This window comes from Paucibacter aquatile (genome assembly GCF_002885975.1).
Classification (GTDB): domain Bacteria; phylum Pseudomonadota; class Gammaproteobacteria; order Burkholderiales; family Burkholderiaceae_C; genus Paucibacter_A; species Paucibacter_A aquatilis.
Window position 1 is genome coordinate 971,521 of the sequence record NZ_POSP01000003.1, and the last position, 24,469, is coordinate 995,989.

At 60.9% G+C, this 24,469-nt stretch carries 14 protein-coding genes; 6 read left to right on the forward strand and 8 right to left on the reverse strand.

The genetic code is table 11. From position 1 onward, the window contains the following. Positions 1–28: 28 nt before the first annotated feature. From hsdR to C1O66_RS07465, 3 genes are all read right to left on the reverse strand, one after another. Positions 29–3,508: a type I restriction-modification system endonuclease gene (hsdR, locus tag C1O66_RS07455; protein WP_102767299.1), complete on the reverse strand. Its 3,480-nt coding sequence runs from the start codon at positions 3,506–3,508 to the stop codon at positions 29–31. Positions 3,509–5,495: 1,987 nt separating this feature from the next. Next, entirely contained in the window at positions 5,496–5,729 is a 234-nt protein-coding gene (locus C1O66_RS07460) for a type II toxin-antitoxin system CcdA family antitoxin (protein ID WP_102767300.1), read from the reverse strand. A 55-nt stretch (positions 5,730–5,784) separates the two neighbouring features. After that, the gene (locus C1O66_RS07465; RefSeq protein ID WP_165794519.1) at positions 5,785–6,282 is read right to left on the reverse strand and encodes a GIY-YIG nuclease family protein; all 498 of its coding nucleotides are present in this window, start codon (positions 6,280–6,282) and stop codon (positions 5,785–5,787) included. 1,378 nt (positions 6,283–7,660) lie between these two features. On the opposite strand from C1O66_RS07465, the gene C1O66_RS07475 reads away from it, so the two are divergent. Together C1O66_RS07475 and C1O66_RS07480 are read left to right on the forward strand one after the other, a co-directional pair. Further along, positions 7,661–8,434 carry a DNA/RNA non-specific endonuclease gene (locus C1O66_RS07475; RefSeq protein ID WP_102767303.1) on the forward strand — a complete coding sequence of 258 codons (774 nt, stop codon included), beginning with the start codon at positions 7,661–7,663 and terminating at the stop codon, positions 8,432–8,434. Between the two features lie 602 nt (positions 8,435–9,036). After that, on the forward strand, positions 9,037–9,333 hold the full coding sequence (locus C1O66_RS07480; protein WP_102767304.1) for a DUF3892 domain-containing protein: 297 nt from the start codon (positions 9,037–9,039) through the stop codon (positions 9,331–9,333). Positions 9,334–9,732: 399 nt separating this feature from the next. On the opposite strand, the gene C1O66_RS07485 is transcribed toward C1O66_RS07480, so the two are convergent. Both C1O66_RS07485 and C1O66_RS07490 read right to left on the reverse strand, forming a co-directional pair. Next, positions 9,733–10,647 carry a hypothetical protein gene (locus tag C1O66_RS07485; RefSeq protein ID WP_102767305.1) on the reverse strand — a complete coding sequence of 305 codons (915 nt, stop codon included), beginning with the start codon at positions 10,645–10,647 and terminating at the stop codon, positions 9,733–9,735. Continuing rightward, a complete protein-coding gene (locus C1O66_RS07490) occupies positions 10,617–11,522 on the reverse strand; it encodes a hypothetical protein (protein WP_133155128.1) in 906 nt (301 codons plus the stop codon). The genes C1O66_RS07485 and C1O66_RS07490 overlap by 31 nt, the downstream gene beginning before the upstream one ends. A 245-nt stretch (positions 11,523–11,767) precedes the next feature. On the opposite strand from C1O66_RS07490, the gene C1O66_RS07495 reads away from it, so the two are divergent. Further along, positions 11,768–11,968 carry a hypothetical protein gene (locus C1O66_RS07495; protein ID WP_102767307.1) on the forward strand — a complete coding sequence of 67 codons (201 nt, stop codon included), beginning with the start codon at positions 11,768–11,770 and terminating at the stop codon, positions 11,966–11,968. An 819-nt stretch (positions 11,969–12,787) separates the two neighbouring features. On the opposite strand, the gene C1O66_RS07500 is transcribed toward C1O66_RS07495, so the two are convergent. Continuing rightward, entirely contained in the window at positions 12,788–14,245 is a 1,458-nt protein-coding gene (locus C1O66_RS07500; RefSeq protein ID WP_165794520.1) for a hypothetical protein, read from the reverse strand. A 687-nt stretch (positions 14,246–14,932) separates the two neighbouring features. On the opposite strand from C1O66_RS07500, the gene C1O66_RS07510 reads away from it, so the two are divergent. Beyond that, positions 14,933–15,145, forward strand: coding sequence for a hypothetical protein (locus tag C1O66_RS07510; protein WP_133155131.1), 213 nt, complete (start codon positions 14,933–14,935; stop codon positions 15,143–15,145). Positions 15,146–15,218: 73 nt separating this feature from the next. Here the strand turns inward: C1O66_RS07510 and C1O66_RS07515 are convergent, their stop codons facing one another. Beyond that, complete coding sequence (locus C1O66_RS07515) at positions 15,219–16,799, reverse strand: bifunctional metallophosphatase/5'-nucleotidase (RefSeq protein ID WP_165794521.1); 1,581 nt, start codon at positions 16,797–16,799, stop codon at positions 15,219–15,221. Between the two features lie 778 nt (positions 16,800–17,577). Here C1O66_RS07515 and C1O66_RS07520 point away from each other — a divergent pair. Next, entirely contained in the window at positions 17,578–20,049 is a 2,472-nt protein-coding gene (locus C1O66_RS07520; RefSeq protein ID WP_102767312.1) for a TonB-dependent receptor, read from the forward strand. Between the two features lie 112 nt (positions 20,050–20,161). Here the strand turns inward: C1O66_RS07520 and C1O66_RS07525 are convergent, their stop codons facing one another. Beyond that, positions 20,162–21,652: an NAD-dependent succinate-semialdehyde dehydrogenase gene (locus C1O66_RS07525; protein WP_102767313.1), complete on the reverse strand. Its 1,491-nt coding sequence runs from the start codon at positions 21,650–21,652 to the stop codon at positions 20,162–20,164. A 162-nt stretch (positions 21,653–21,814) separates the two neighbouring features. Between C1O66_RS07525 and alaS the strand changes: the two genes are divergently transcribed. Beyond that, on the forward strand, positions 21,815–24,457 hold the full coding sequence (gene alaS, locus C1O66_RS07530; RefSeq protein WP_102767314.1) for an alanine--tRNA ligase: 2,643 nt from the start codon (positions 21,815–21,817) through the stop codon (positions 24,455–24,457). Positions 24,458–24,469: the final 12 nt, after the last annotated feature.

A 24,469-nucleotide genomic window follows, 5' to 3' on the forward strand; every position in this document is an offset into this window, starting at 1 on the left:
GTCAGGGTTCAGGTCAGTAGCTTCCGGGTCAAGCGGCGTCTTTCCAGAGCGAGGCAGCAAGATCAGTAAGCACTTGATCAAGTTCACCGCCCAAAAGCTTGTCAAGCTGCTTGACGCCCCCGTCCTGGGCGAAAGCGTCGTTGACGAAGCTGGTGTCCATCACCACCTCATGTGTGAGCTGCTTGGCGAGACGATCCAGCCATTTTCGCTGCACCGGCGTCCAGGGGCGTTTGGCGTAGATGCGCTGCATGGCTGTGGCCACCCGATCGGTGAAGGGCACGAGTGCCTCGCCCAGGGCGGCCTGACGGATGAAGCCGAGGATGCTGGCGGCGATGTCCTGGTTGCTCTTGTTGCGCCAGGCGGCCTTGAGGTTGGCTTCGGAGTAGCCGTGCTCATCAAGCAGCAGGCGCACCTGCTTGAGCTGCTCGCGCGTTAGGTCCTTCGGTCGCTGCACTACGGCCGCCAGGGCAGCGGACTGGTTGACTTGGCGCAACACGAAGTCAGCGAAGCTGTCGAGGTAATCCTCGGGCTTGCTGTGGCGGCCCCAGCTCTGCTCTCGGGAGATCAGCTCGTCGGTGTGGTTGGACAGGATGGGCATGTAAGCGGTTCCCAGCAACTCTTGCACCTCGGCGAGCTGGGTCAGCAGGCGGGTGCTGTTGCGGAGGAACTCAGCGGCAGCTCGCGGGCCCTGCTTCTCGCCCAACTCATGAAGATGGCGATGCAGCTGATCGGGTGGCACGCCCCAATGCTGCTCCAGCGCGGCCAGGTGCGCCTGCAGCTTGGGGCGCTTCTCGCCGGCGTGAGCGGCCTTGCGCAGCACGCGCATCAGCTTCTGGTTGAGCTGGTCGAGCACGTCGTGGGCGTGCGATCGGCCCTCTCCACTGCCCGGGGCTTCGTAGCTGGCTGGATTGTTCAGTTCATCGATCAGCTGCTCGATGCTGACCTTGGGGTCCTTGACCAAGGGCTGCATGGTGTTGACCTGCTGCAGCGAGGCGTACAGGTCCACCGGGTCGTGGATGGTGAAGACGGTTTTACCGATCTCGTCGCAACGGCGCGTGGCGCGGCCGATCATCTGCTCATACAAGATGCGGGAGCGCACGCGACGCAGAAAGACCAGGTGGCAGATCTTGGGCACGTCGATGCCCGTGGTCAGCAAGTCCACCGTTATGGCGATGCTGGGAAAGCGTTCGTTCTTGTAGAGGCGGATCAGCTGGTCCACCTTATCCGATGCACCCGTGATCTTGCGGACTGCGGCTTCGTTGTACTGCTCGCCATGCACCGCCTTGAAGGCGTCATCGAGCAGACGCTTGACCATGTCGGCATGGGCATCGGTGGCACAGAAGATCATGGCCTTTTCTTCGCCATTGGGATCAAGCTCCTGGGCCAGTGCGTCGCAGATGACGCGGTTGAAATCCTCGTTGATCACCCGCTTGTTGAAGCTGCCCAGATCGAAGTGGAGCTCGTCTTCAAGCTCGGCGGCTTCGATCTCGCCGGTGCCCATATTGATGGCCTCGACCGACTCGCCCTTGGTAAAGTGGATGCCGTTCTGGCTCAGCACAGTCTGGTAGCGGACGGGGGGCTCATGGTCGATCAACCAGTCGTCCGCCACGGCTTCGCGGTAGGAGTAGGTGTAGACAGGCTTGCCGAAAATGTCGGTCGTGTGGCGGGCGGGGGTGGCGGTGAGGCCGATCTTTACCGCGTCAAAGTAGTCGAGCACACGGCGGTAGCTGGAGAGGTATTGCGCCTGATCACGCACCGCCAATTCGCCCTCGGTCATCTCCTGGTCGAGGGTGTAGCCGCGGTGGGCTTCGTCAACGATGATGCAGTCATACGCATCCACGCTGGGCGGCTGATCGCTGCTGAACACACGCTTGACCATGGCCTGCACTGTCGCGACATGCACGCGTGTTGCGGCCTCTGGCGCCATATCGCCCAGGTCAGCGATGGTGTAGTTGCTTGAGAGCGTTTGATTCTGTTCCAGGGGTGCCTCGTTGAAGGCATCCATGGCCTGGTCGCCCAGAGCGGTGCGGTCCACCAGGAACAGGATGCGCTTGAAGCGCTCAGCCTTCAGGAAGCGGTACATCAGGCCGATGATGGTGCGGGTCTTGCCGGTGCCAGTCGCCATGGCGAGCAGGCAGTTTCTTTGACCCTTCGCGAGCGCCGACTCGACCTCTTGAATGGCTCGCTCCTGGTAGGCACGCAGGCGCAGGTAGGCGAAGCTTTCTTTCTCCAGCAGGGCCTGGGCGGCCGCCCGGTCGCGCTTCAGGCAATCCAGCAAGCCATCGGGCGAGTGGAAGTTCTCCAGCGCCCGCTTCAAATGGGAAGGATGGCGAAGGTCGCGGTGCCAGGTACCGCTGTGCTCCGGGCTCTGCTTGACCAAGGGGCGGCCATTGCAGGAGTAGGCGAATGGCACGAAGAATTGACCGCCCTGGCCATCCGGCCAGGGTCCTTGGAGGCCAGCCAGCTGCCAGGCGGGCTGATGCTCGGGCTCCAGGCTCAAGCCGCGCGCATAGCGCTCAGCTTGCTCAATCTTGCCCGCGACGTTGGTGTTCAACCGTTTGGCTTCGACGGCGGCGACCGGCGTCATCCCAGCAAAGAGCATGTAATCCGCGCTCTGCTTGCCCTGGGTGGGCCACTCCGCGATGGCACGATTCCGGCCCCGCTCCGGGCGGGCGCCCTTGGCGTGGGTCAGGTTGACGGTGTCCGCCTCCCAGCCCGCTTCAATGAGCTGGCGATCGATGATGAGGCGGGTGGCAGCCTCATCCATTTGCACCTTCTTGGCGGCTTGGCTGGCGCGCTCGGCGAAATCGCTCACTTCATCCGCGCTCGCTGCTCGGTCTGCCGAGCGGACCCGGGCGTCGAACTCGACCTTGAGCGCGGCATATCGCTCGCTGGCCTCGACCGCCAGCGCTTCGTAGATCTGGCGATCCTCCTGGGCGCGCAGCGCCATGGCGCGCTCCTGGGCGGCCTGAGCTTCGAGGAGTTGGGCGAGTTCTGCCTGGCTGGATTGCGAGTGCTCTGCGGTCTGCAGCGCGGTGCGGAGGGCATCAATCTGAGCCTGCAAGCGCACCAGCTGGCTGCTGGGATCATCTGGCAGGACAAAAGGGCCGGGCTTGAAGGCGGCGTTCTTGCCGAAGCTGCGGTGGAACCAAACCGCAAGCTCGCGAGCGACCTTCAGTGTTTCAATACCCTCGCGGTAACCGATGTCGTGCTGGAGCTCGTGCGCCGCAGTGTTGCCGCGCTGGCGGAGCAGATGGAACATCTGTTTGACCTGTGGGTCCAGGCCCAAACGATGATCCACCGCGCGCAAGAGTTCCGCCTGGGTAGGCTGCTGCAGCTGCAGCCCGAGCCGGGCGGCGATTTCCTGTGCCAGCGCCTCGCCCATCAGTCGCAGCTTGAGCACGCAGCTCGCGGGGTCGAAGGGATACAACTTTTCCGCGGTCAAGCCGAGATCGGCAAGCAGCGGCGCATGCTCTGCAAGAAAGCTGAAGTTCGAGGGGCTTCCCATGTCCTACCCTGGGTTTGATTCTTTTAACGGTGGCGCGCGGTTGCACCCCGTTACTTTTGTGGGCTGAGCATACCAAGGCGAAAGCACCCGCCCGGGCGTGGATCACCCTCATCACGCAGGTTTTTGATCAACTGCATGCAAGCTGGGAACTCTTACCCCCTCGGCGACTGACACACACCGCACCTCAGCACATGCGGAAAAAAGGAAAAAACGCCCGGGCACAAACGCCCGCCACAGGCCGCCCAGTAAGAACTGGCAGTTCGGCGACAGCCTTTTCTGTCATGAACCAAATGCCCCTCCGCGCCTCATAGCGCCAACTTGCATGTTTCAGCTCACCAGCCACTCATACCCTGCCCTTTATTCCCCCGCTCCACCCACCATTCAAATGCATAGAGCCGCCCCAGTGACATGGCCTGCCCGGCTGTAAGTTCGCGCACCGTTCCCAGTGGCCATCGCACGCCCCAATGCAAAAGTAGCCCGGAGCGAATCGTCATGAACTCTCATTCACCGATCAGCCTGCCCTAGTCTGGCCACCGGCAGGCTGTCGTCCCGCGGCACCGGCCCAGCGTCACTCAATTAGCGTTTTACCCCCTGGGTTTACCAACAGTTTTAAACACCCGGGGCCATCCAAAGACCTCAGATCCCCGGAAACATGGGGAGTTTCGACAGGGGGCACCTCTTGATCAAAGCATCAGTTCTTTGATGCCTTTTGAACAGTTTCAAGCACTCGCATCAAGGGCGCGAGGATTCGCACGCCGCATGGCGCCCAGGATCCAAGCCATGTTGACTCGGCTACACCTGGCCGTGCTATCCCGAAACGAGTTAACACAGCACACGGTAGCTCGGAATATCACGGCATAACACGAACTAACACGGATTAGCTCGGGCTAACTCGGGCTAGCTCAGGTTAGCCTAAGTTAGCTTAAGCTGTACCGGGATAGCCTAAGCCAACCCGGGTTAGGCTAGCTCAGATGATCCGAGGTAGGTGGTCAGCATGCCGGTCTACACGGACCTGTGAACACCACTACTCTTCCGCAGAAAGGCGCTCGTGCATTGAGCATCAAACTCCTCCGGGGTGACCGGGAGGTGCCGCACGATGCAGCTACCTGGAATTCGCACAGCGTCTGGGTCGCGCTGCAGGGCGTCTGTCACGGTGAAGCGACAGGGTGACTGGCGAACCGCGCCATGACAGTCTTTCATCATCCAGAACCAAAATTCAACTGCTTTCATGTGAGCAATCGTCGCGCATCGGTAGCTCGCTACGTGAGCCACCAACAATCTCGCCCGAATGAACAGAGCAGGAACAACTTGGAACTAGGCGCCAACCGGGGATCTGGATGGCGTCAAAACCCAGGCTGCAGATTTGAAAGAAGGAGCTCTAGGAGCATCAGGGCGCCCGCGGGCTCTTGCGACGCAAATGAAGAAGGCGATCGGGCGGCGAGAGTTTTGAGCAGCAAGGAACCTAGAAGTGCATTGACGTTGTGGGCTTCCGGTATGGAAAGGCATAGCGCCCCTTACCCGACGACGACGTCGGGTTCAGGCTACCTTGCCCATACCGGACACTTCCGTATATGGAACCTTCCCTCAGTTGCGGCAGTAGTCCTGAAGTGAGCTCTGAGAGTTCGGCGACTCACTTCAGGACGCAGACCCGGCTTGCCGCACCCTTTTCAGGCGCTCCTCCCGGGGACGTATGTCTGCTTCCATCTACGTCCTTCATCAGCTTGGGCGACTGACTTCTCCAATTGCGCCCGACCGTTGGCTACCCGTAAAGCGCTGGAAAAATCAGTATAGACACGCGCGCTGCGAGGGACAATTTTTCAACTTTTCAGGACCGCAGCTGATCATCTCCAAGGGAGCTCCTGTAGGTCGCCGCACGCCCAGGAGCGCGACAGCAACCCGATCCGGCTGAGCGGTAGCACGCATCCCTCAGCGGTCAGCTGCCCAGCAATGACGGACGAAACCATTGACCCACGCGGAAAAGCGCACCTCAAAACTGTCGAAACCTCGCGAGCGGCACACCGTGCTCCTCGACGAACGCATTTGAGCTCAGCAGTGCATCCTGATTCTCTTGGAGCCATTTAGCGGCCACGCTCTTTGCTACTGCATCGGCAATGCCCTGCTCGGCCGCTTCGGAGATATTGACGCCAAGCTGGGCTGCGCGCGCGAGTAGCTTGCTGCTGACTCTGACCTTGGTCGTTCGCGGCTTCGATGGATTAATCATTGGAGTCCTCCCAATCAACTCGACACGCAGGCCGTTTTATAACTTCAATTAGAAATCACATATGCCCGATGGGCACATGTGGGTTTGGTAGAACTCCAGGACACCAGCTTGCCAACAGCTCCTCATTAATGGGCGCCCAGTGATCCACATGGCTAAGTTGCATATACCTTCCAAATTTCTCCATTCTCTCCTCAGTCACACGAAATCTTGCGCCCGGCGTCCAGTGCGCTCCGGCAGCCAAGTTATAGCCGGTATCCTCGCGACATGACCGAAGCCTCACCGCCCAGGCATATTCCAACATCGCTCTCTGAGCATGACGAAGATTGCCATCAATTTCTTGAACACAGATTACTTGGAAGTCATCGAAATGAGCAAGCTCGGCCGCCCGGCGAAGCAAACGATTTTGGCATTTACCTGCTTTGATTTGTCCAAAATGAACGGTAGCACGTTTTCTCACATTCTTGGTCACCCCCACCATGCGACGGCCATCCCGCACGTTCAAGACTACATAGATACCTGGGCTTTCGGGCAAGTGCGCTGTTAGATACTTCATAAGCGACATCAAATTAGTTTCGAAAGAGGCAATATAGCCTCCAGCTCAACCAACGACATCAAGGCAAATCCGGAAAACAGAATTCGACACCTACGACTATAATCAGACTTACGCAAGAAGTAAGTAAGTTAATACTCATACCTCTATGAGGCAAAAATATTTCCGCGAGCCACACCCAATCCCCCATATTGATTCTCAAGATGACTCCAAGTTAATGACAAAGAGTCATGCGCCCGTACTTTCGCGCTTGTGCGCTACGCTAGCTAGTGAACGTGCGAAAGGCGGAATCGACGAGGCATCCGCCCTTGGGGGCCCCGGCGAACGCGACTGGCTTCGCAGCTCTGACGCGGCTGGCTTTGGTGGAGCTACAGGACGAACGACCTGGGCGCGAGGCCCCTCACCGGACCGGCCGGCAACCTCTGCCAGTAGCTCGATGCGATAGACCAAAAAAGGGGCGCCAAGACGCGCATCCAGCGGTTTCTGCTAGCGTTCGCGCACCTGGACCGGATTGCGGATCCGGAGCGCGGCCCATGGATGTTGGCCGAGACGCCGTTGGTGCTCAATGATCTGCTTGCCCTGATCTATACCCGCCCTACACGCAGCGTTGTGCTGATAACACCGAGACATCAAGTGCCCCCCCCCCGCAGGGTCCTCGAACCACTCTATAAGGTCTCGTCGATTTTCAGGTCCCACAACAAAAGGATGGCCCTCACATCCCCCCCCTCGTTTCTAGGGGTACCAGGCCCCGCCCGGGCGCGCTGGGCGACCGAGGCACCCTCAGGGTATGCCGCCCAGGAGATCTCGCCTTCTAGGACCCTTTCAGCCCTACTGAAGGATAGCTCTCACGGGCCGGTGTCGGAGGGAGTCTTTGTCGAACCCTGTCGCTTCAGAACGCGTTCGTGGGCGGCTGATCTCACCCTGTTATGGATGACACGATCCACACGGGCCCGGTCGATGGCGATGCTCTTCTGCTCATATCAATCCCCCACCCCTCCGGGCTGCAATTTCGAGGATTGCATGCTTGGCACGTGCCCGTGGCAAACAACGCGGAACGCGACGAAGGTGTTGACTACTTGGCTCCGGGGACCAGCGGTGCCATCCACCTGCCGAGCACAGCCCAGCTCCTTCATCAAGTCATGCTTCAAAACATGAAGATTGAGGAGACCAGGAACCCAGGACCGATTCAGAATGCGAACGCGACATGCCGTTTCAGGCTGGCTTAGCTCGGGTTAGCTCATGCTGCTCCAGGGCAGCTCGGACGAGGTACGGCTACCTCAGCTCAGGACCAGCAAGGGTGAGATCATCAAGAGCAGCGATAGTTGCCGGTGCACCACTTGGGTTCAGCCATCATCTTTACGGTCGCCCTTGAAATACTCCCATGCGTTCGCCGATCTACCGATACCTATCACCAGCGGCACTCGTCTGCGGATCTCTTTGGCATGTGCCTGGAAGTGCCGGGGCCATCAGCACGGAAGTGGCTAGCCTGCCGAGCTCTTTCGCAAGCTGCCCGAAGTTTTTCGTACAACAGCAAGCACCGGTCATAGCTCGCAATCCGCAGCTGCGCGAGCTCTGCTACGACAGCTTTGCGGTGCTGCATAGCGGGGCTACAAAAACGCCCGTCTTTGCGGCGCAGCGACTCAACAGGCAGGCCCTGGGCGGGATCAAGCGTCAAAAGTCAGACCGGTTCTTTGCAGATGCACGACTCCCTCGCACAGAGCGAGCCGAGCTTGAAGACTACAAGCGGTCAGGCTACTCCCGAGGACATCTGGCACCCTCGGGCGATATGGCCACTGAAGTGGCGCTCGCGCAGTCCTTCTCGCTGGCCAATATGGTGCCGCAGTCGATTCGGCACAATTCCGGGGCTTGGTCCAAGATCGAACAGGACACGCGAAAGTACGTACTGCGCGCCCAGGGCGACGTCTATGTAATCACCGGGGCGGTTTTTGCTGGAAGCAATACGCGGATCGGTGACAACGGCGTTCATGTACCAAGCCACCTGTTCAAACTGGTGTACGACGGTCAAACTCGGCAAGCCTGGGTTCACTGGCAAGCCAACCGTGACGACGAAGTCGCCGGAAAACCGATCAGCTACCAAGAATTGGTACGACGTACGGGCGTCCAATGGTTGCCGCCGGGGGCCACAAGACCTTAACCAACAGCCATCTAGTCTCGCGGGACCGAGTGTGAGCAAGACGCCCTCAACCGACGTCCCGGTTTCTTTGTGGAGGACAGCTCTGCAGCGGTTGCTGACGGTCGCGGCCGGAGCTCGTATGGCGGCAATGTGCCCAAAGCCGAAGTTCGAAGTCAAGGGCGAAGGACGGCAGCGCAGCGATTGCTGCCATTGACCGGCGTCACGCCTACTCACGCTCTGCACCGTCAAGCAGCCATTGCGCACGGCGACGAGTACCGTTCGGAGTTGCGGCCGTTACCGCCCGTCTCAGCTACGGCACCTGCCGGCAGCAATTTCTGCGGATTTGCCAGCGCGATGTGTTGATAACGTTGTGGACAAGCTGTTCGCAACATGTGCGAAAAAATGTATAACACACTATATGTAGTGTGTCGTCGCATTTTTAGACACACATCTAGTTTTGCTGCTATCCTGCTTACAGAAATGCAAACGGCCAAGGGCTTGCGCACTTGGCCGTTGCCCCCAAGGTGACCACCCGGGGCTCGATCCGAAGATCATGTGTGGAAGCTTGATGCTACACGGTTTGAGATTTCATGGTGGTCTGGTTTGTAACTGGAGAAGCAACCATGGCTGATGTTCGCATCACCTGTATTTTGAAGTCGTATCCCCAGGGCGGCCACGACCACATCACGAATGTCGGTAACCCAGCCGGCAATTGGATGTGGCCCGTGGCACAGGTCGTCGAAAGCATTGACAACAAGACCAACACATTCTTCGTGCTGGACCCGGTCTCGGGCAAGCGCGCAGATGTCGGTGTCGTGCGCCCCGGTAATCATGCGCCGTATTTGCGCACCTACGCCAATGGCGTTTGGAACGACAACTTGTTGTCGTTGAACTTCTGCCCGTGGGACGCCGCGGCATAACCGCCCGGACGTTTCTCGCGCAAGGGGCCTCGTCGGGGCCCCTTTTTTCATCTGACGTGGTAGAAGACCTCGGCCGGCCGGGCACCTAGCAGCCGTCACACACGTCGCACACAACAGCGGCCTGCGAGCCGACGCGGCGGCGAACGAGTGACCTCTGATTACCACGAGCCTCGGCCGCTGCTGGCTATGTCGAGACCTACCCGGATTTCAAAAATTACTCCAAACCAGGACGGGTTTATAGATTGGTTGAGTTGGCCGCCGAGTAGCAGGTTACCTCGCCGCAACTCGCTGATACCATAAGGCCGACTCGTGCGACGGTTCCGGCGTGCGAGGACGGGTCCGTGGGGTGACCTGAAGGCGGAATGCGACGTATCGCGCTATCGGCGCTAAATCGGCTGCTTACTGCAGCGCGTTGACGTGCTCGGCAGCCTCCATCGGAGATGAAGCTTCAATGACATCCAATTGTTCTGCCTTGGCCAAGCGCAGGAGGCGGTCGAGCATCGAAGTCGCCTCCTTCACGACTTCCTCGCTAGCCGCTCCATTCAGCGTATCTGTATTGATTAACAGCACGGGCTTCACGGCGTTTCCCTGCATGTGCCGGCGGATCACGTCAATTTCATAGAGCTTGCTCTGAGATTCGCGCAACGTGTTCATGCTCTGACGCTTGGTCCCGGGGAGACTTGTCACCTGCAAGAGCCATTGTCGCCAGGCGTAGTCGACCGTCAGTTCGGGAAGATCAAGGCTGGGTTGAAGACTTTTCTCGAATCTGGCACGGCGCTCGGGATCGTCTCCAGCGACCTGACGCCGTATTGCCTGTAGGAACTCTTGAGTCTTGATCGTGTGACGCGGTCGCTCCGAGACGGTTTCATCATCGACGAGAGCATCAGCAGAGCCGAACGCGCTCACGCTTCGAACGGCTGCATCCAACAATTGCTCGATGCCATAACCCCTTCCCATCAACTGCGGTCCCAAGATGAAGCCATGGAACGGAGCTTCCAAATCCTCAAGCGGTACTCCCGCCTGTTGCCGAAGGGTCATGAACTCGGCAGCTTGGCGCAGTACACCGTGTGCCGCCGTTCCGCGCTGGACACCTAAGAGCGCCCGTAGTCGGAGGAGCGGCAGGACGCAATAGGTACCCGGGCTGACCGAAGATTTGCTCCCTGCGTCCGGCTCCACCGCAATCAGGACGACAACCCGCTCACCCGTTCCGGGAACTGGTTCCCAGAAAACGGGCGAAAACCGGGCGACAAACGGCGGCGCGGCAAGATGCTGCGACGGCGTGTCTAGGCGGACGGCGGGCTGGAAGAGTTCCACAGGGATGCGGCACTTGGACGGGCGAGGCGATCTTGTAAGTGTAGAGCGAGCGCTGGGAGCCGAAGATTGATGCTCCGGAGATAGACATGAGCCATCATCAAAACGGTATCAACGTCCGGAATACCCGTGGACCAGGATTGAGCTTGGTCGGCCATCCAGATGAGGCGTTGTCGCTGGCTGGTCCAACTTGACGGCAGCATCTCCATTTTGTGATCCGTCGGTCGTCGCATGAGCATTTCCGTCGCAAGGGTGTTTCGGCTCGCCCGCTCGTCGATCACCGTCTGCCGAGCGATAGCCTCGGCAAACTTCTGCATCACCTTCGCCACGCTCGGCAGAGCTCGCTCATGGTCGATGAGCCACCAGCGCAAGCCGTCGTAGACCAAGTTCTCGCAGTGCCGGTCGTCATTGGCAACCAGCTCATCCCACGCCCCGCCACTTGCGCCCTGCTGGCTCTGACAAACCTGCCCCCACACCCATTCCTCAGCGGCGTCCGTGCCACGGGGGCGGGCCAACGTGTCATCCGGCCATTGCAGTTCGCTGCCGAAGCAGATGACCAGGTCGGTGTTTGCGCCGCGAACCTTCGCGGGAATCCCGGGAAGATCATGCTTTTCAGCGAGAACGAGTGCACCGCCGGGGACCGGCAGCTTCAAAGCGCGCGCAGCAGCTGCGCAAGCCAACTCTGCCGCCAGCACTTCCTTCTTGGCAACCCACTTCACCATCATCGGTACGGCAGGCTCAAGGCTGCTTGAACGCTGCGCCATCCCTCGCCAGACTTTGTTGAGATGGTTACCTTGCAGGAGGCTTCCAGTGCAAAGCAAACGCAGGACGGGCGTTTCGCGCCATCTTTGAAGGTCCGCTGCGCCAGAGCTGGTCATGGGATTGTCTGTGCTGGTAGTGACCGGCCAATGCTACTTGTACTGGGGCACTCTTGAGAAAGGGGAGCCCCACCCAGACGCCCTGGGCGAGTAGAGCTTAGCCCTCGCGGGCAAATCCCGCCGCCAGTAGAGCACAGGAATGCTAGTCCGTTTTCGGCCATTCCTCCAAAAGAGGGCCCACCCCGGTGGGATGGTTGCGCAGCGGGCGCTGATGGATGCTGGCGCCATCACTGTAGGAGAGCCCCATGCATACCGCCCACCAGCCTGCCGGCCATACGTTCACCGCTACGTTGCTGAAAATCTTGCGCCAAACCGAAGTGCTGCTTGAGCGGCGCGTTGAGGCGACTGAGCGTGCGGATGCACTTCATAGTCTTGAGGTAACAGAGTCCACCTGGGGTGCATGGGAGCAGGCGCTGCTGGAGTGGATGCCGCCGCAGGCAAGATGAGCCAGTCGCCCGGACGTGGGCTATGTCGACCGGCCACTCTCGCTCGCTTCGCTTCGGTCGTGGCCATCGAAGCTCCAGCATTGTTGGCATCCTCTGAGTTCATGACGTTGGGAGTTAAAAGTGCCCGGGAAGCCTCTGCCCAACTGGCTGAGTATCCTGACCAAGTTGCCATTGCGCCGCTCGCCAAGGGCACCCGGCTTGCGCCTGGATCCATGAACGGCAAGAGCATCGATCCACCTATAAGAACTGAGCAATTCTCAGCTCCTACGACACAAGCAAGGCCCTCACCTCCCTCCCCTCGTTTCTAGGGGTACCAGGCCCCGCCCGGGCGCGCTGGGCGACCGAGGCACCCCACGGTATGCCGCCCAGGAGATCGCGCCTTCTCGGGCCCTTTCAGCCCTCTTGAAGGATCGCTCGTACGGACTGGTGTCGCAGAGAGCCTTTGTCGAACCCTATACGCTTCAAAAAGTGCTCATGGGCGGCCGACCTCGCGCGGTTGCGGATGATGCGGTCAACACGGGCGCGTTCGCTGTCGATGCTCTTCTTGCTCATATCAATCCCCTGCCCCTCCGGGCTGCTGTTTCAAGGATTGAATTTTTGGTGCGCGCCCGTGGCGAGCCCAGAGGCATGCAATGAGAGTGATGAGCAGACAGTCAGCGGTGCACCAGTCCGAGCACGACCACCCGGCATCACCGTTCAGCAGCTCAGTCAGTCCAATTCAGCTTTACAGGGCCAAGGGCCCTAAGGGAAGTAGAGGTCAGTTTTTGGGCTACAGGAGGTACAGGGAGGCAGCACGGGCACTAAGTAACAACAAACTCACTACAGCCCCCATGGATCTTGGCGTAGAAGCGAAATCAAATTGGATTTCGTCCTGCCCATCGGTGCGGCGATATGTACCTCTTCCATCGAAAAACGATAGCCGGTAGCGTCGCAAATCCGATTGGTCAGTTCGTCCATGTTCAAGGGCGACGTAGACACAAAGCCATCGTGCTGAAGCAGCACGATTTGTGACGGGGCAAGGTTGACACACGTCAGCAGTGCCCTCGCCTCAACGCCCTGGGTAAGGTGGGCCAGTTGCTGTTCCGGCGTCTGCTTGGGGTCCACCGCACGTCCAAAATCGTTGACCAAACGGGCGTTCCCAGACCTGGTCCAGTTACGCAAAATTGCTCGGCGGGCGCCCTGAAGCTCCGTGAACAGTGTTGCAACTTCCGCCATGTCATAAAAGCTACGGGCGCGCTCTGACCCAATTTCTTGCGGAATTGAGTTGTGCTCTGACGGGTTCCTGCGGGCGCCATACAAGATGGCCAACAGGCACTGTTTTGCTTGGTCGACAGTTATCCCGACTTGCGCCGCGACCCTACGGCGAAACCCGTCTTTATCGAGCAGATAAGCGTCAATGGCAGGACAGCAAAAGCCGTGCTTTCGGGCCATCTGCGAAACGATGCTGTAGTGACAATTCGAAATGTCGTACTCATACCATCCTGCCATTGCGGCATGACGCACGGGTGTGGGCACGGACTGAAGAGTGAATCCCTGCCCATAGAGCCGCCCACTGCGGGCCTGCACGTAATGCTGCGGCACGAAACCTGGGCCGGCAGCAGCTGTGTTGGCCATACGCAGTACCTGGCCTGACGCTGCCAGCAGCTCTCGAAACCGCCCCGCCGCATACTGACCACTCCACTCAGGAGGGGCAGTGCCAGCAATGCACTCATCAAGGCAAACCTCCAGAAACCCCCGAAACTCGTGCAATGCCGCCACATTGACGGGAATCCGGTTCATGGCCTTGGCACTCTTCCACGCGGTGGTGGTCAAACCGTCCATGTCCTTTGATGCGACAGCCGGTGGAAGCTTCCTTAGAGTTGAACCGTCTGAAAGCACCAGATTCGTCGGGGAACTGGGAAGAGCGGCAAAGTACGCCACCCGTGCTTCACTGACTCGTCGGGCGAAGGCATATCCTTTGGTCGATGCATTGGCCTTAGACCAGTACGGCGCCACATGGAGGAAGTTCAAACGCTTGTTCAGGGGCTCGAACTTTCCCCGACCAAACACAGACTCCAACTCTCGATGGCTGACGCTCATGAACTCCTTGAACCCTTTGTGCTGGCGCGCTTTGGAATGACCGACCCAAGCAAATCTCGCCAGCCACAACTGGTCCTTCTGGGACTCCTGATCGAAGCCCGGAATTGCGCCCCGAAGATGCTCGACGAAATCCGCAGGAACCCACGCACTTCTCTCTACTACCACGACAAGTTCCTGACTACCAAGCAAGATCCCCACGCTGCGACCAACCCGCCGACGCTGGAGACCTGCTCACAGATGGACAGGGGAATCTGAGCACCGCCGACAAAGCCACATCGATGGGGTTGAAGATGAAATGGCGCCCGAGCGAGGCTGGAGAGCATTCCACCAGGTGGGCTGCGGGCGAATGCGGCAAAAACTCGCAGCCCGGGGCCAATCCTGCAAGACTTCGCGCGGCAAGACCTGCACAGACCCGGCACTGAATGGACAGGGCTTCAGGCGCGAGGGGGGGTCGAGTCTATATGGTCTGGCCAGTTGCTTTACTGCGTGGGATGACATTGCCACGGATTCCGGGCACTAGCGCTGCTGAACCACCGGTCCGTGCGAGCCGCTTCATGCAGTCCTGCCGCGAGCCAAACTTGCTACAAAACTTGCTACATAACTTGCTACAAAGTCATGCTACAAAGGCAGCTCAACCAAGGGTGACGCCCTGGAGGATTGAGACATGGAGCGGGTTCCCTTCGCCCGCTCCATCTCCTCACTAGGCGCTGATCCACGCAAGGGTCAGGTCTTGCCCCATCGGCACCCGCTTCAATCCCCCCGTGTTATCTGCCTAGCGCAGTTCCAGCGCCCTCCCCCATCAGAAGGACAAGGCTTGTAGGAGCCCGTGAGCTCACCCCCTCCAGGAGGATGGTTGAACGCCACGAGGCGAGCGATGCTGTCGGCATGGAACTCCCCAAGCCCGACATGCAGCACTTCGCCACCGCCCACCGTGTTCAACCGTCTCAGGCCACAGCGGCTCAGCCAGCAAGACCTGACCCCGGCATCAGCGCCGAGCTCAGCCATTGCGGGCTGGATGGCCTGGAAGTGAGCGAATCCAGTTTCGACGTCTGGGCCGCCGCGTTTGCGCAGCTGACCTTGGGCGGCCCCAAGCGCTGAGGCCGGCAAAGCGCGAGCGAGCCGGGCTTACGCCAGGGCTCCTCGATACCGGCCCAGTCCGCCGGTGGCTTGATTACTGCTTGCGAATCCGACCCGGCTCGATCTGTGCCATCGCGCCCGCAGGGTTCTCGGACAGCCACTCGACCATGGCGTCGATGTCCACGCCCAGAGGCACGCGGTCCTTGCCCTGGCGCAACACGCTCAGGCCATCGCCGCCATCGGCCATGAAGTTGTTGACCACGACGCGGTAGTTGCGCTGCAGGTCCAAGGGTTGGCCGTCGACTTTGACCTCGGTCAGGCGCGAGCTGCCATCGGCATCCTGCGTCCACTGGTAGCGCAAGCTGTGGGAAATCTGCAGCATTCGCGGCGGGGCATCACCCTTGGGCAATTGGCGCAGCAAGAGCTCATGCAACTGTGCGCCGCTGAGGCTCATCACCACCAGCTCGTTGGCGAAGGGTTGGATGGCAAACAGATCGCTCATGGTCACGGGTCGCCCCGGTTCCACTGTGAGGTCGGCGCGAATGCCACCCGGGTTCATCAGGGCGATGTCCGCTGCACCACGCTTTTTGGCGTAGGCCAGCTGAGAGTCGGCCACCAGATTGCCCAGCGTGCCATCGCCAAACGGCGCGCGAGTGCTGCGCTGAGCGCCTTGGCTCAGCGTCGCCACCGGCTTGGTGCGCACCGCAGCCGTGAGGGCCGCCGCGCGCTGCACCAGGGCCACAAACGCCGGATTCGGCTGGTAAGCCGATTGCAGCACCGGATGGTTGACCGCCTGCGCATCCAGCACCTTGCCTTCGGCGTCCAAGGTCAGGCGGCTTTCGGTGATCCATCCGCCGTAGCTGCCGGCTTGCACCAGCAGGCGGCCCTTGATCTTGCAGGTGTAGGCTTGGTGGGTGTGGCCACTGATGATCAGGGCATAGGCCGGATCGAGCCGGTTGGCGATGTCCACGCCACGCCCTTGAATGCCCGGGCAGGCATAGCTCGGATCATTGGCGCCCCCGGCCTGGGTGGCGCCTTCGTGCATCACCGCCACCAGCAATTGCGCGCCCTCGGCACGCAGTTGTGGCACCAAGGCGTTCAGGGTGTCCGCTTCGTCAGCGAAGCGCAGACCAGTGATGGCGCGCGGCACCACGACCAGGGGTGTGTCGCGGGTCACAGCACCCACGAAAGCGACCTTGTACCCGCCCACCTCCTTGATCACATGGCTGGGCAGCAGGGCCCGGCCGCTGTTGGCATCCAGGAGATTGGCCGCCAGGTACGGAAAGCCCGGGCCCTTGAATTCGGGCCAGACGCAGCCATTCGCGGGGCATTCACCGCGCGCCTTGCGCATCAGCTCAGGCAGGCCTGCATCCAACTCATGGTTGCCCAACGATGTAGCGACCAGGCCAAGTTCACCCAGCGCACTCAGGGTCGGCTCATCCTTGAGCAGGGACGAGAGCTGCGGCGAAGCGCCGATCAAATCGCCTGCAGCCACAAACACCGAGTGCTGGCGGGGCGCGCGGAGCTTTTGCAGGGCATCGGCCAGATAGGCCACGCCACCAGCGGGCTGAGGCTTGATCTCACCCGTCTGCGGATCCGGCAGCCGTGGCATCAGGGGCGTGGGTGACTTGGGCTGAATATGCCCGTGGAAATCGTTGATCGAAAAAATGCTCAACTCGCGAGGTGTCGTCGCGACCGGCGCCACGGGCGCGGCACAGCCCGCCAGGGCAAGCGCCAACAGGCTCAAAGAGGACAAGCCTGTCCAGCGCGACGCCGAACCCTGAGCGCGTGCGCGGCCCGGCGCGTGAGCGGCAAGGTGCATGAATGAAGACAAGGCAGACTCCCTAAAGCAGCAAACAGACCGATCCGACCGCGAACGGTCTCGGCCGACAAGAATTTCACCAGCACCGTCATCGTAAAAAAGCGTCGTGACAGCGCGCCCACGTGTTCCAAGACCCGGCCAATGAGCTTTCGTCGCGAATTCACAACGCAGAACGCAGGCCACAGAAGGTGTCACGGAACTTCAACATCCCCTCGGCACAGTCCGTCCTGGAGACAGATTTGGCCGGTTTTGAGCTTCGAACACCCCCGACTTCCGGGTGCACCCGGATATCGCCAAGGCGCTCGGGAGCTGGAAAATTGGGTCATGCGATCTAGTTCCCATGCGGCCCTAAGCCCAAGCTGGAACGACAATTGAACATTCTGCCCCGTCTACCGCTTTTTTTTGAACCCGCGCGCAAACGTTTTCGAATGAAAGCTCCGCGAGCTCAGGCCGGGAAGAAAGTGTCAGACACAAGGCCCGACGTTTGACAAGAAGGACTCTCTGCAAACCGAATCCATTGTGGCTTCGATGCGGAAATCAGTCGCAAGTAAACGTTTGCGACTGCCTTCGATGTACATTTTTGTGACAAATTTTTTACGCGTATTTCAGCGCTTTTATTGGAGTAATCACGATGAGCAGCAGGTACAAGTCGGTTTTTTCTAGGACGGCGCTGAGCATCGCCGCCGCACTCGTGGCGGGCGCGCCTGCCATGGCACAAACTGCCCCCGCATCAGAGAGCGAGACGGCCTCGCCCCGCGCCAAGGAGGACACGGTCCGTCTAGGCACGATTTCTGTGGTGGGCCAAGGCAAGCTCGCCGGCGGCCAGATGGTCCAGGATGACTCGGTCAAGGGCCGTAGCACCATCACCAAAGCTGCGATGGAGAAGGAACTCGGCACCGGCAACGTGTTGCAGAGCATTGCCCTGCTGCCCGGCGTGAACACCTACAACTACGACGCCACTGGCATGTTCGGCGGCGACGTCAGCATCCGCGGCTTCGCGTCCGACCAGATCGGCTTCACGGTGAATGGCGTGCCGGTTAACGACTCGGGCGGCTACGCCTTTTATGCTCAAGAAATGATCGACAAGGAGAACGTCTGCACCGCTTCGGTGGCCCAAGGCTCTCCTGAACTGGAGTCGCCCAACAGCGGTGCCACTGGCGGTTCGGTGAGCATGATCACCTGCGATCCCACCGACACTCGCCGCGTCCGATTCAGCCAGACCCTCGGAGGCCTGAACCTGAAGCGTACCTTCGTGCGTTTTGACTCGGGTCGCTTCGCCAACGACAAGGCCAAGGTGTTCCTGAGCTATTCGCACGCCGAAGTCGATAAGTGGAAGGGCATTGGATCCGGCAAGAAGGACCACATTGACGCAGGCTTCTCGCTCGATCTGAACGCAGACAACAAGATTCTGGGTTCGATTCTGTACAACCGGATGGTCAACCAAAACATCCAAACGCTCAGCCTGACCCAATTGAACCAGTACGGGTACTACTATGACTACTCGCCCACCAACATCGGGCAGAAGACGCCAGGCCCAGGCGCCCAAGTAGACATTGCCCAGCCGACCACCGCAGCCGGGTCGGGCATCTATTACGGCTTGGCGCTCAACCCGTTCGAGAACGTGATCGCGTCGGTGTCGGGCTCGTTCAAACTCGCCGAGGACACCTACCTGAAGGTGCAGCCCTACATGTGGTACGGCTTCGGCAATGGCGGCTGGTCGCGCCTGCTGCTTTCGGAAAGCACCGGCCTGATGGGTGGTGCGAAAGACATCAACGGTGACGGTGACACGCTAGACACCGTGGCTCTCGGTCGCGCCAGCGTGACCAAGACCAACCGCCCCGGCGTTACTGCCGAAGTGAGCACCACGATGGGCAACCATTACCTGAAGGCCGGCCTGTGGTACGAGCGAGCCGCTCACCGTCAAACTCAGCCCGCGGTGCGACTGAATGATGACGGCACGGCGACCGACAAATGGCTGCGGGACAACTGCGTTCAACGCGTCGACGGCACTTGCTATGAAGGCCGCGACAGCAAGACGATCAGCACGGTCTACCAGCTCTATCTGAACGACCAGATCAGCCTGCTGAACGACCGCGCGTTCATCAACCTGGGCCTGAAGCTTCCCAGCGTGACGCGTGATGTCACCAATTACGCCAACGAAACCAAGGTCCCGAATTACACGGTGGTCAATGGCATTTACACCGCCGGGACCGCGACCAGCAAGACCTTCAACATCGAACGCACCTTCCGCGAAGTGCTGCCGCAGTTGGGCGCTCGCTTCAACATCGACAAGAAGCAACACCTCTTCGCAAACGTGTCGAAGAACTTCCGTGCGCCGCCGAACTACGCATACCAGGTCAGTTCCAGCGGTGTCTATGTGGCGTCCATCAACGGCGGCCCGGTGCAGCCTATTCTGGAAGTCAAGTCGGAAACCTCGACGATGATCGACGCAGGCTATCGCTTCCAGTCTCGCGATCTGTCGCTGTCCGTCACACTGTTCAATTCCGACTTCAAGAATCGTCAGGTTCAAGCGACAGATCCAGAAACACTGGTCAGCACCTACTTGAATGCCGGTGGCACGAAGAACAGCGGCCTGGAGTTGGAACTGGGCAGCGGAGTCTTCAACGGCTTCTCTGCCTATGGATCGCTGACGCTCCAGAAGAGCAAGATGAAGGAAGACCTGCGAGTCACCACCACGGGCTACCTGCCAACGAAGGGCAAGCAATTCGGCAAGACGCCGGAGAAGATGGCCTCGCTGTCGCTGCAGTACGAGCAAGGTCCGATCTACCTGCGCCTGAAGGGCAAGTACACCGGCGCGCAGTTCGTCGACTTGATGAACCAGCAAGAGGCTCCCAGCTACACCTCGGCTGACTTTGACGCCGGCTACAAGTTCTCGAACTGGGGCATGCTGAAGAACCCGCAACTGCGTTTGAACATCAGCAACATCGGCAACACCAAGTACCGCAGCCCTTCGTCGGTCATTACAAATGCAGCTGCGACAACGCTGAATGGCTCCGGCGCCAACTACAACCCATCCACCTCGTTCTACTACCTGGGCGCCCCCCGCCTGACCGCGCTGACTTTCAGCGTGGACGTCGAGTAAACCTCAGGTTTCGAGACGACGGACCGGGCTTCAATGCCCGATCCATCAAGTCGGCAACCGCGATACAGCCTGCAGCTGTATCGCGGTTTTTTCTTTTCTGGATGAAGAGCGCCTAGCGAAGAATGTCACCCAAACACAGGTACTTGATCTCGACGTAATCGTCCATGCCGTGGTGCGCGCCCTCGCGGCCCAGGCCCGACTGCTTGACGCCGCCGAAGGGCACCTCGGCGGTGGCGATCAGGCCGGTGTTGACACCCACCATGCCGTACTCGAGCGCCTCGCCGACCCGGAAGATCCGGCCGATATCGCGGCTGTAGAAGTAGCTGGCCAGGCCGAACTCGGTGTTGTTGGCCAGGGCGATGGCCTCGGCCTCGGTCTGAAACTTGAACACCGGCGCCACCGGGCCAAAGGTCTCTTCGCGCGAGCAAAGCATCTGCGGCGTCACATCCGCCAGCAAGGTGGGCTCGAAGAACTGCGCACCCAGCTCGCTGGCACGCTTGCCGCCGCTCAGCAGTCGCGCGCCCAGGGCCAGCGCGTCGTTGACATGCGACTCCACCTTGGCCATGGCCTGCTCGTCGATCAGCGGGCCGACGTTCACGCCCGGCTCAAAGCCGTTGCCCACCTTGAGCGCGGCAACCTTGGCGCTGAGCTTGTCAAGGAAGGCCTCGTACACGCCGGCCTGCACATACAGGCGGTTGGCACAAACGCAGGTCTGGCCGGCATTGCGGTACTTGCTGGCGATGGCGCCTTCCACAGCGCTGTCGAGATCGGCGTCATCGAAGACGATGAAAGGCGCGTTACCGCCCAACTCCAGGGACAGCTTCTTGACCGTCTGCGCGCACTGGCGCATCAGGATGCGGCCGACCTCGGTCGAACCGGTGAACGACAGATGGCGCACCACATCGCTCTCGCACAGCACATGGCCGATGGCGATGGAGTTGCTGGCGTCCGCCGTCAGCACATTGAGCACACCGGCCGGCATGCCGGCGCGCTGCGCCAGCTCGGCCACGGCCAGGGCCGACAGCGGCGTCGCTTCGGCCGGCTTGATCACCACCGTGCAGCCGGCAGCCAGCGCCGGTGCCACCTTGCGGGTGATCATGGCGATCGGAAAATTCCAGGGCGTGATGGCCGCGCACACACCCATGGCCTGCTTGATGACCAGATAGCGCTTGTTGTTGTCGGTGGTCGGGATGGTCTCGCCGTAGACCCGCTTGCCCTCTTCGGCAAACCAGTCGATGAAGCTGGCACCGTAGACCACTTCGCCGCGCGCTTCCGCCAGCGGCTTGCCCTGTTCGGCCGTCATGATGCGGGCCAGGTCGTCGGCATGCTTGTGGAGCAGCTGCGACCAGCGCATCAGGATGGCGGCGCGCTCCTTGGCCGTCTTGCTGCGCCAGGGGCCGAAGGCGTTCTGCGCCGCGGCAATCGCCGCTTCCGCATCGCCGGCGCCCAGATTGGCCACCTCGGCCAGTTGCGCGCCAGTGGCCGGGTCGACGACGGCAAAGCGTTCGCTGCCGGCCACCCACTCGCCGTTGATCAAGGCCTGGGTGCGCAGAAGGCTGGCGTCATCGAGTGCGGCCAGGGGTGAATTCTTGCTGTGGTCCATTGCAGAGGTCTCCTAGGTTCGTGGCTTCTTGGGGCCACACTCTACCTGCTTCGCCGCCACCGCTCGCCCGGACGGTGCGGCCCGCGACCTATAATCAAAAGTCCACAAAAATCAAGCATTTACCCTGTTCGAAAGACAGGGCTGCCCGCAGAAAGCCACGGAATGAAAGCAGCTGAAATTCGCCAGACGTTTCTGAAGTTTTTTGAATCCAAAGGTCACCAGATCGTGGCGTCCAGCCCCGTGGTGCCTGGCGATGACCCGACGCTGCTGTTCACCAACGCGGGCATGAACCAGTTCAAGGACGTGTTCCTGGGCTTCGACAAGCGCGCCTACAGCCGCGCCACCACCAGCCAGAAATGCATCCGCGCCGGCGGCAAGCACAACGACCTGGACAACGTTGGCTACACCGCGCGCCACCACACCTTCTTCGAAATGCTGGGCAACTTCAGCTTCGGGGACTACTTCAAGCATGACGCCATCTCCTACGCCTGGGAGTTGCTGACCACCAAGTTCATGCTGCCGGCCGAGAAGCTCTGGGTCACGGTCTACGCCGAAGACGACGAGGCTTACGAGATCTGGAACAAGGTGGTGGGCGTGCCCGCCGAGCGCATCGTGCGCATCGGCGACAACAAGGGCGGCCGCTACATGTCCGACAACTTCTGGATGATGGGCGACACCGGCCCCTGCGGCCCCTGCACGGAAATCTTCTACGACCACGGCCCCGATGTGGCCGGCGGCCCTCCGGGCAGCCCGAACGAAGACGGCGACCGCTACATCGAAATCTGGAACAACGTCTTCATGCAGTTCAACCGGACCGAAGACGGCGTGATGCACCGCCTGCCCAAGCCCAGCGTCGACACCGGCATGGGCCTGGAGCGCCTGGCCGCCGTGCTGCAGCATGTGCACTCGAACTACGAGATCGACACCTTCGTGGCCCTGCTGGCCGCAGCCAAGGCAGCGGTCGACAGCTCCGGCGCTCAGGATTGCGACAAGGACAGCGCCTCGCTCAAGGTCATCGCCGACCACATCCGCGCTTGCAGCTTCACCATCGTCGACGGCGTGATCCCGGGCAATGAAGGTCGCGGTTATGTGCTGCGCCGCATCGCCCGCCGCGCCATCCGTCACGGCTACAAGCTGGGCGCCCGCACCCCCTTCTTCCACAAGATCGTGGCCGAGCTGGTGAACCAGATGGGCGAGGCCTATCCCGAGCTGCGCCAAGCGCAAGCCCGCGTGACCGAAGTGCTCAAGCAAGAGGAAGAGCGCTTCTTCCAGACCATCGCCAACGGCATGGAAATCCTGGAAGCCGCCCTGGTCGAAATGGGCAAGAGCGGCAGCACCGTGTTCGACGGCGACACGGCCTTCAAGTTGCATGACACCTACGGCTTCCCCGCTGACCTGACCGCCGACGTCTGCCGCGAGCGCGGCGTGACCGTCGACCAGGCCGGCTTTGAAGCCGCCATGACGCGTCAGCGCGAGCAAGCCCGTGCCGCCGGCAAGTTCAAGATGGCCGCCGGCCTCGAGTACAAGGGCCAGCCCACCGCCTTCCACGGCTACGAGCACCTGGTCTGCGAGAGCAGCAAAGTTACGGCCGTCTACGTGGACGGCGCCCTGGTCGAGCAGGCGAATGCCGGCGATGACGCCGTCGTCGTGCTGGACCACACGCCCTTCTACGCCGAGAGCGGCGGCCAGGCCGGTGATGCCGGCGAGCTGCGCAACAACAGCAGCCGCTTCGCCGTGGAAGACACGCTGAAGATCCAGGCCGATGTCTTCGGCCACCACGGCCGGGTGCTGGAAGGCACCATCAAAGCCGGCGACAGCTTTGTCGCCCGCGTCAACGCCGAAGCCCGCGCCAAGACCGTGCGCAACCACAGCGCCACCCACCTGATGCACAAGGCCTTGCGCGAAGTGCTGGGCGCCCATGTGCAGCAAAAGGGTTCGCTGGTCAACGCCGAACGCACCCGCTTCGACTTTGCCCACAACGCCCCGGTCACCGCCGAGCAGATCGCCAAGGTCGAGGCTATCGTCAACGCCGAGATCCTGGCCAATGCCGGTGCCAAGGCCGAGGTCATGGCGCTCGATGATGCGCAGAAGAGCGGCGCCATGATGCTGTTCGGCGAGAAGTACGGCGAAACCGTGCGCGTGCTGAGCATCGGCTCGTCCAAGGAACTCTGCGGCGGCACCCACGTCAAAGCCACCGGCGATATCGGCCTGTTCAAGATCGTGTCCGAAGGCGGCGTGGCCGCTGGCGTGCGCCGCATCGAAGCCGTCACCGGCGACAACGCTCTGGCCTATCTGCAGCAGCTGGAAGGCACGGTCAGCCGCGCCGCCCAAACCCTGAAGACCGCGCCGGCCGAGCTGGAGCCGCGCCTGCAAGCCGTGCTGGACCAGGTCAAGGCCCTGGAGAAAGACCTGGCCACGGCCAAGAGCCGCTTGGCTGCCGCGCAGAGCAATGAGTTGTTGACTCAGGCTATCGATGTGAAGGGTGCCAAGGTCCTGGCCGTCACCCTCGATGGCGCCGATGCCAAGACCCTGCGCGAAACCATCGACAAGCTGCGCGACAAGATGCACTCGGCCGTGATCGTGCTGGCCGCCGTCGAAGGCGAGAAGGTGCACCTGTCGGCGGGCGTCACCGCCGACTACATCGCCCGTGGCCTGAAGGCCGGCGAGCTGGTCAGCTTCGTGGCCCAGCAATGCGGCGGCAAGGGCGGCGGCAAGCCCGATCTGGCCATGGCCGGCGGCACGCAGGCGGCGGCCGTGCCGGCCGCGCTGGCATCGGTCCAGGCCTGGGTGGCAGAACGCCTGTAAACCCCCTACCAT

Coding starts and splice junctions, on each gene's coding strand:
- hsdR (WP_102767299.1), bottom strand. CDS start 3,508: ATGGGAAGCCCCTCGAACTTCAGCTTTCTTGCAGAGCATGCGCCGCTG.
- C1O66_RS07460 (WP_102767300.1), bottom strand. CDS start 5,729: ATGATTAATCCATCGAAGCCGCGAACGACCAAGGTCAGAGTCAGCAGC.
- C1O66_RS07465 (WP_165794519.1), bottom strand. CDS start 6,282: ATGAAGTATCTAACAGCGCACTTGCCCGAAAGCCCAGGTATCTATGTA.
- C1O66_RS07475 (WP_102767303.1), top strand. CDS start 7,661: ATGCGTTCGCCGATCTACCGATACCTATCACCAGCGGCACTCGTCTGC.
- C1O66_RS07480 (WP_102767304.1), top strand. CDS start 9,037: ATGGCTGATGTTCGCATCACCTGTATTTTGAAGTCGTATCCCCAGGGC.
- C1O66_RS07490 (WP_133155128.1), bottom strand. CDS start 11,522: ATGACCAGCTCTGGCGCAGCGGACCTTCAAAGATGGCGCGAAACGCCC.
- C1O66_RS07495 (WP_102767307.1), top strand. CDS start 11,768: ATGCATACCGCCCACCAGCCTGCCGGCCATACGTTCACCGCTACGTTG.
- C1O66_RS07510 (WP_133155131.1), top strand. CDS start 14,933: ATGGAACTCCCCAAGCCCGACATGCAGCACTTCGCCACCGCCCACCGT.
- C1O66_RS07520 (WP_102767312.1), top strand. CDS start 17,578: ATGAGCAGCAGGTACAAGTCGGTTTTTTCTAGGACGGCGCTGAGCATC.
- C1O66_RS07525 (WP_102767313.1), bottom strand. CDS start 21,652: ATGGACCACAGCAAGAATTCACCCCTGGCCGCACTCGATGACGCCAGC.
- alaS (WP_102767314.1), top strand. CDS start 21,815: ATGAAAGCAGCTGAAATTCGCCAGACGTTTCTGAAGTTTTTTGAATCC.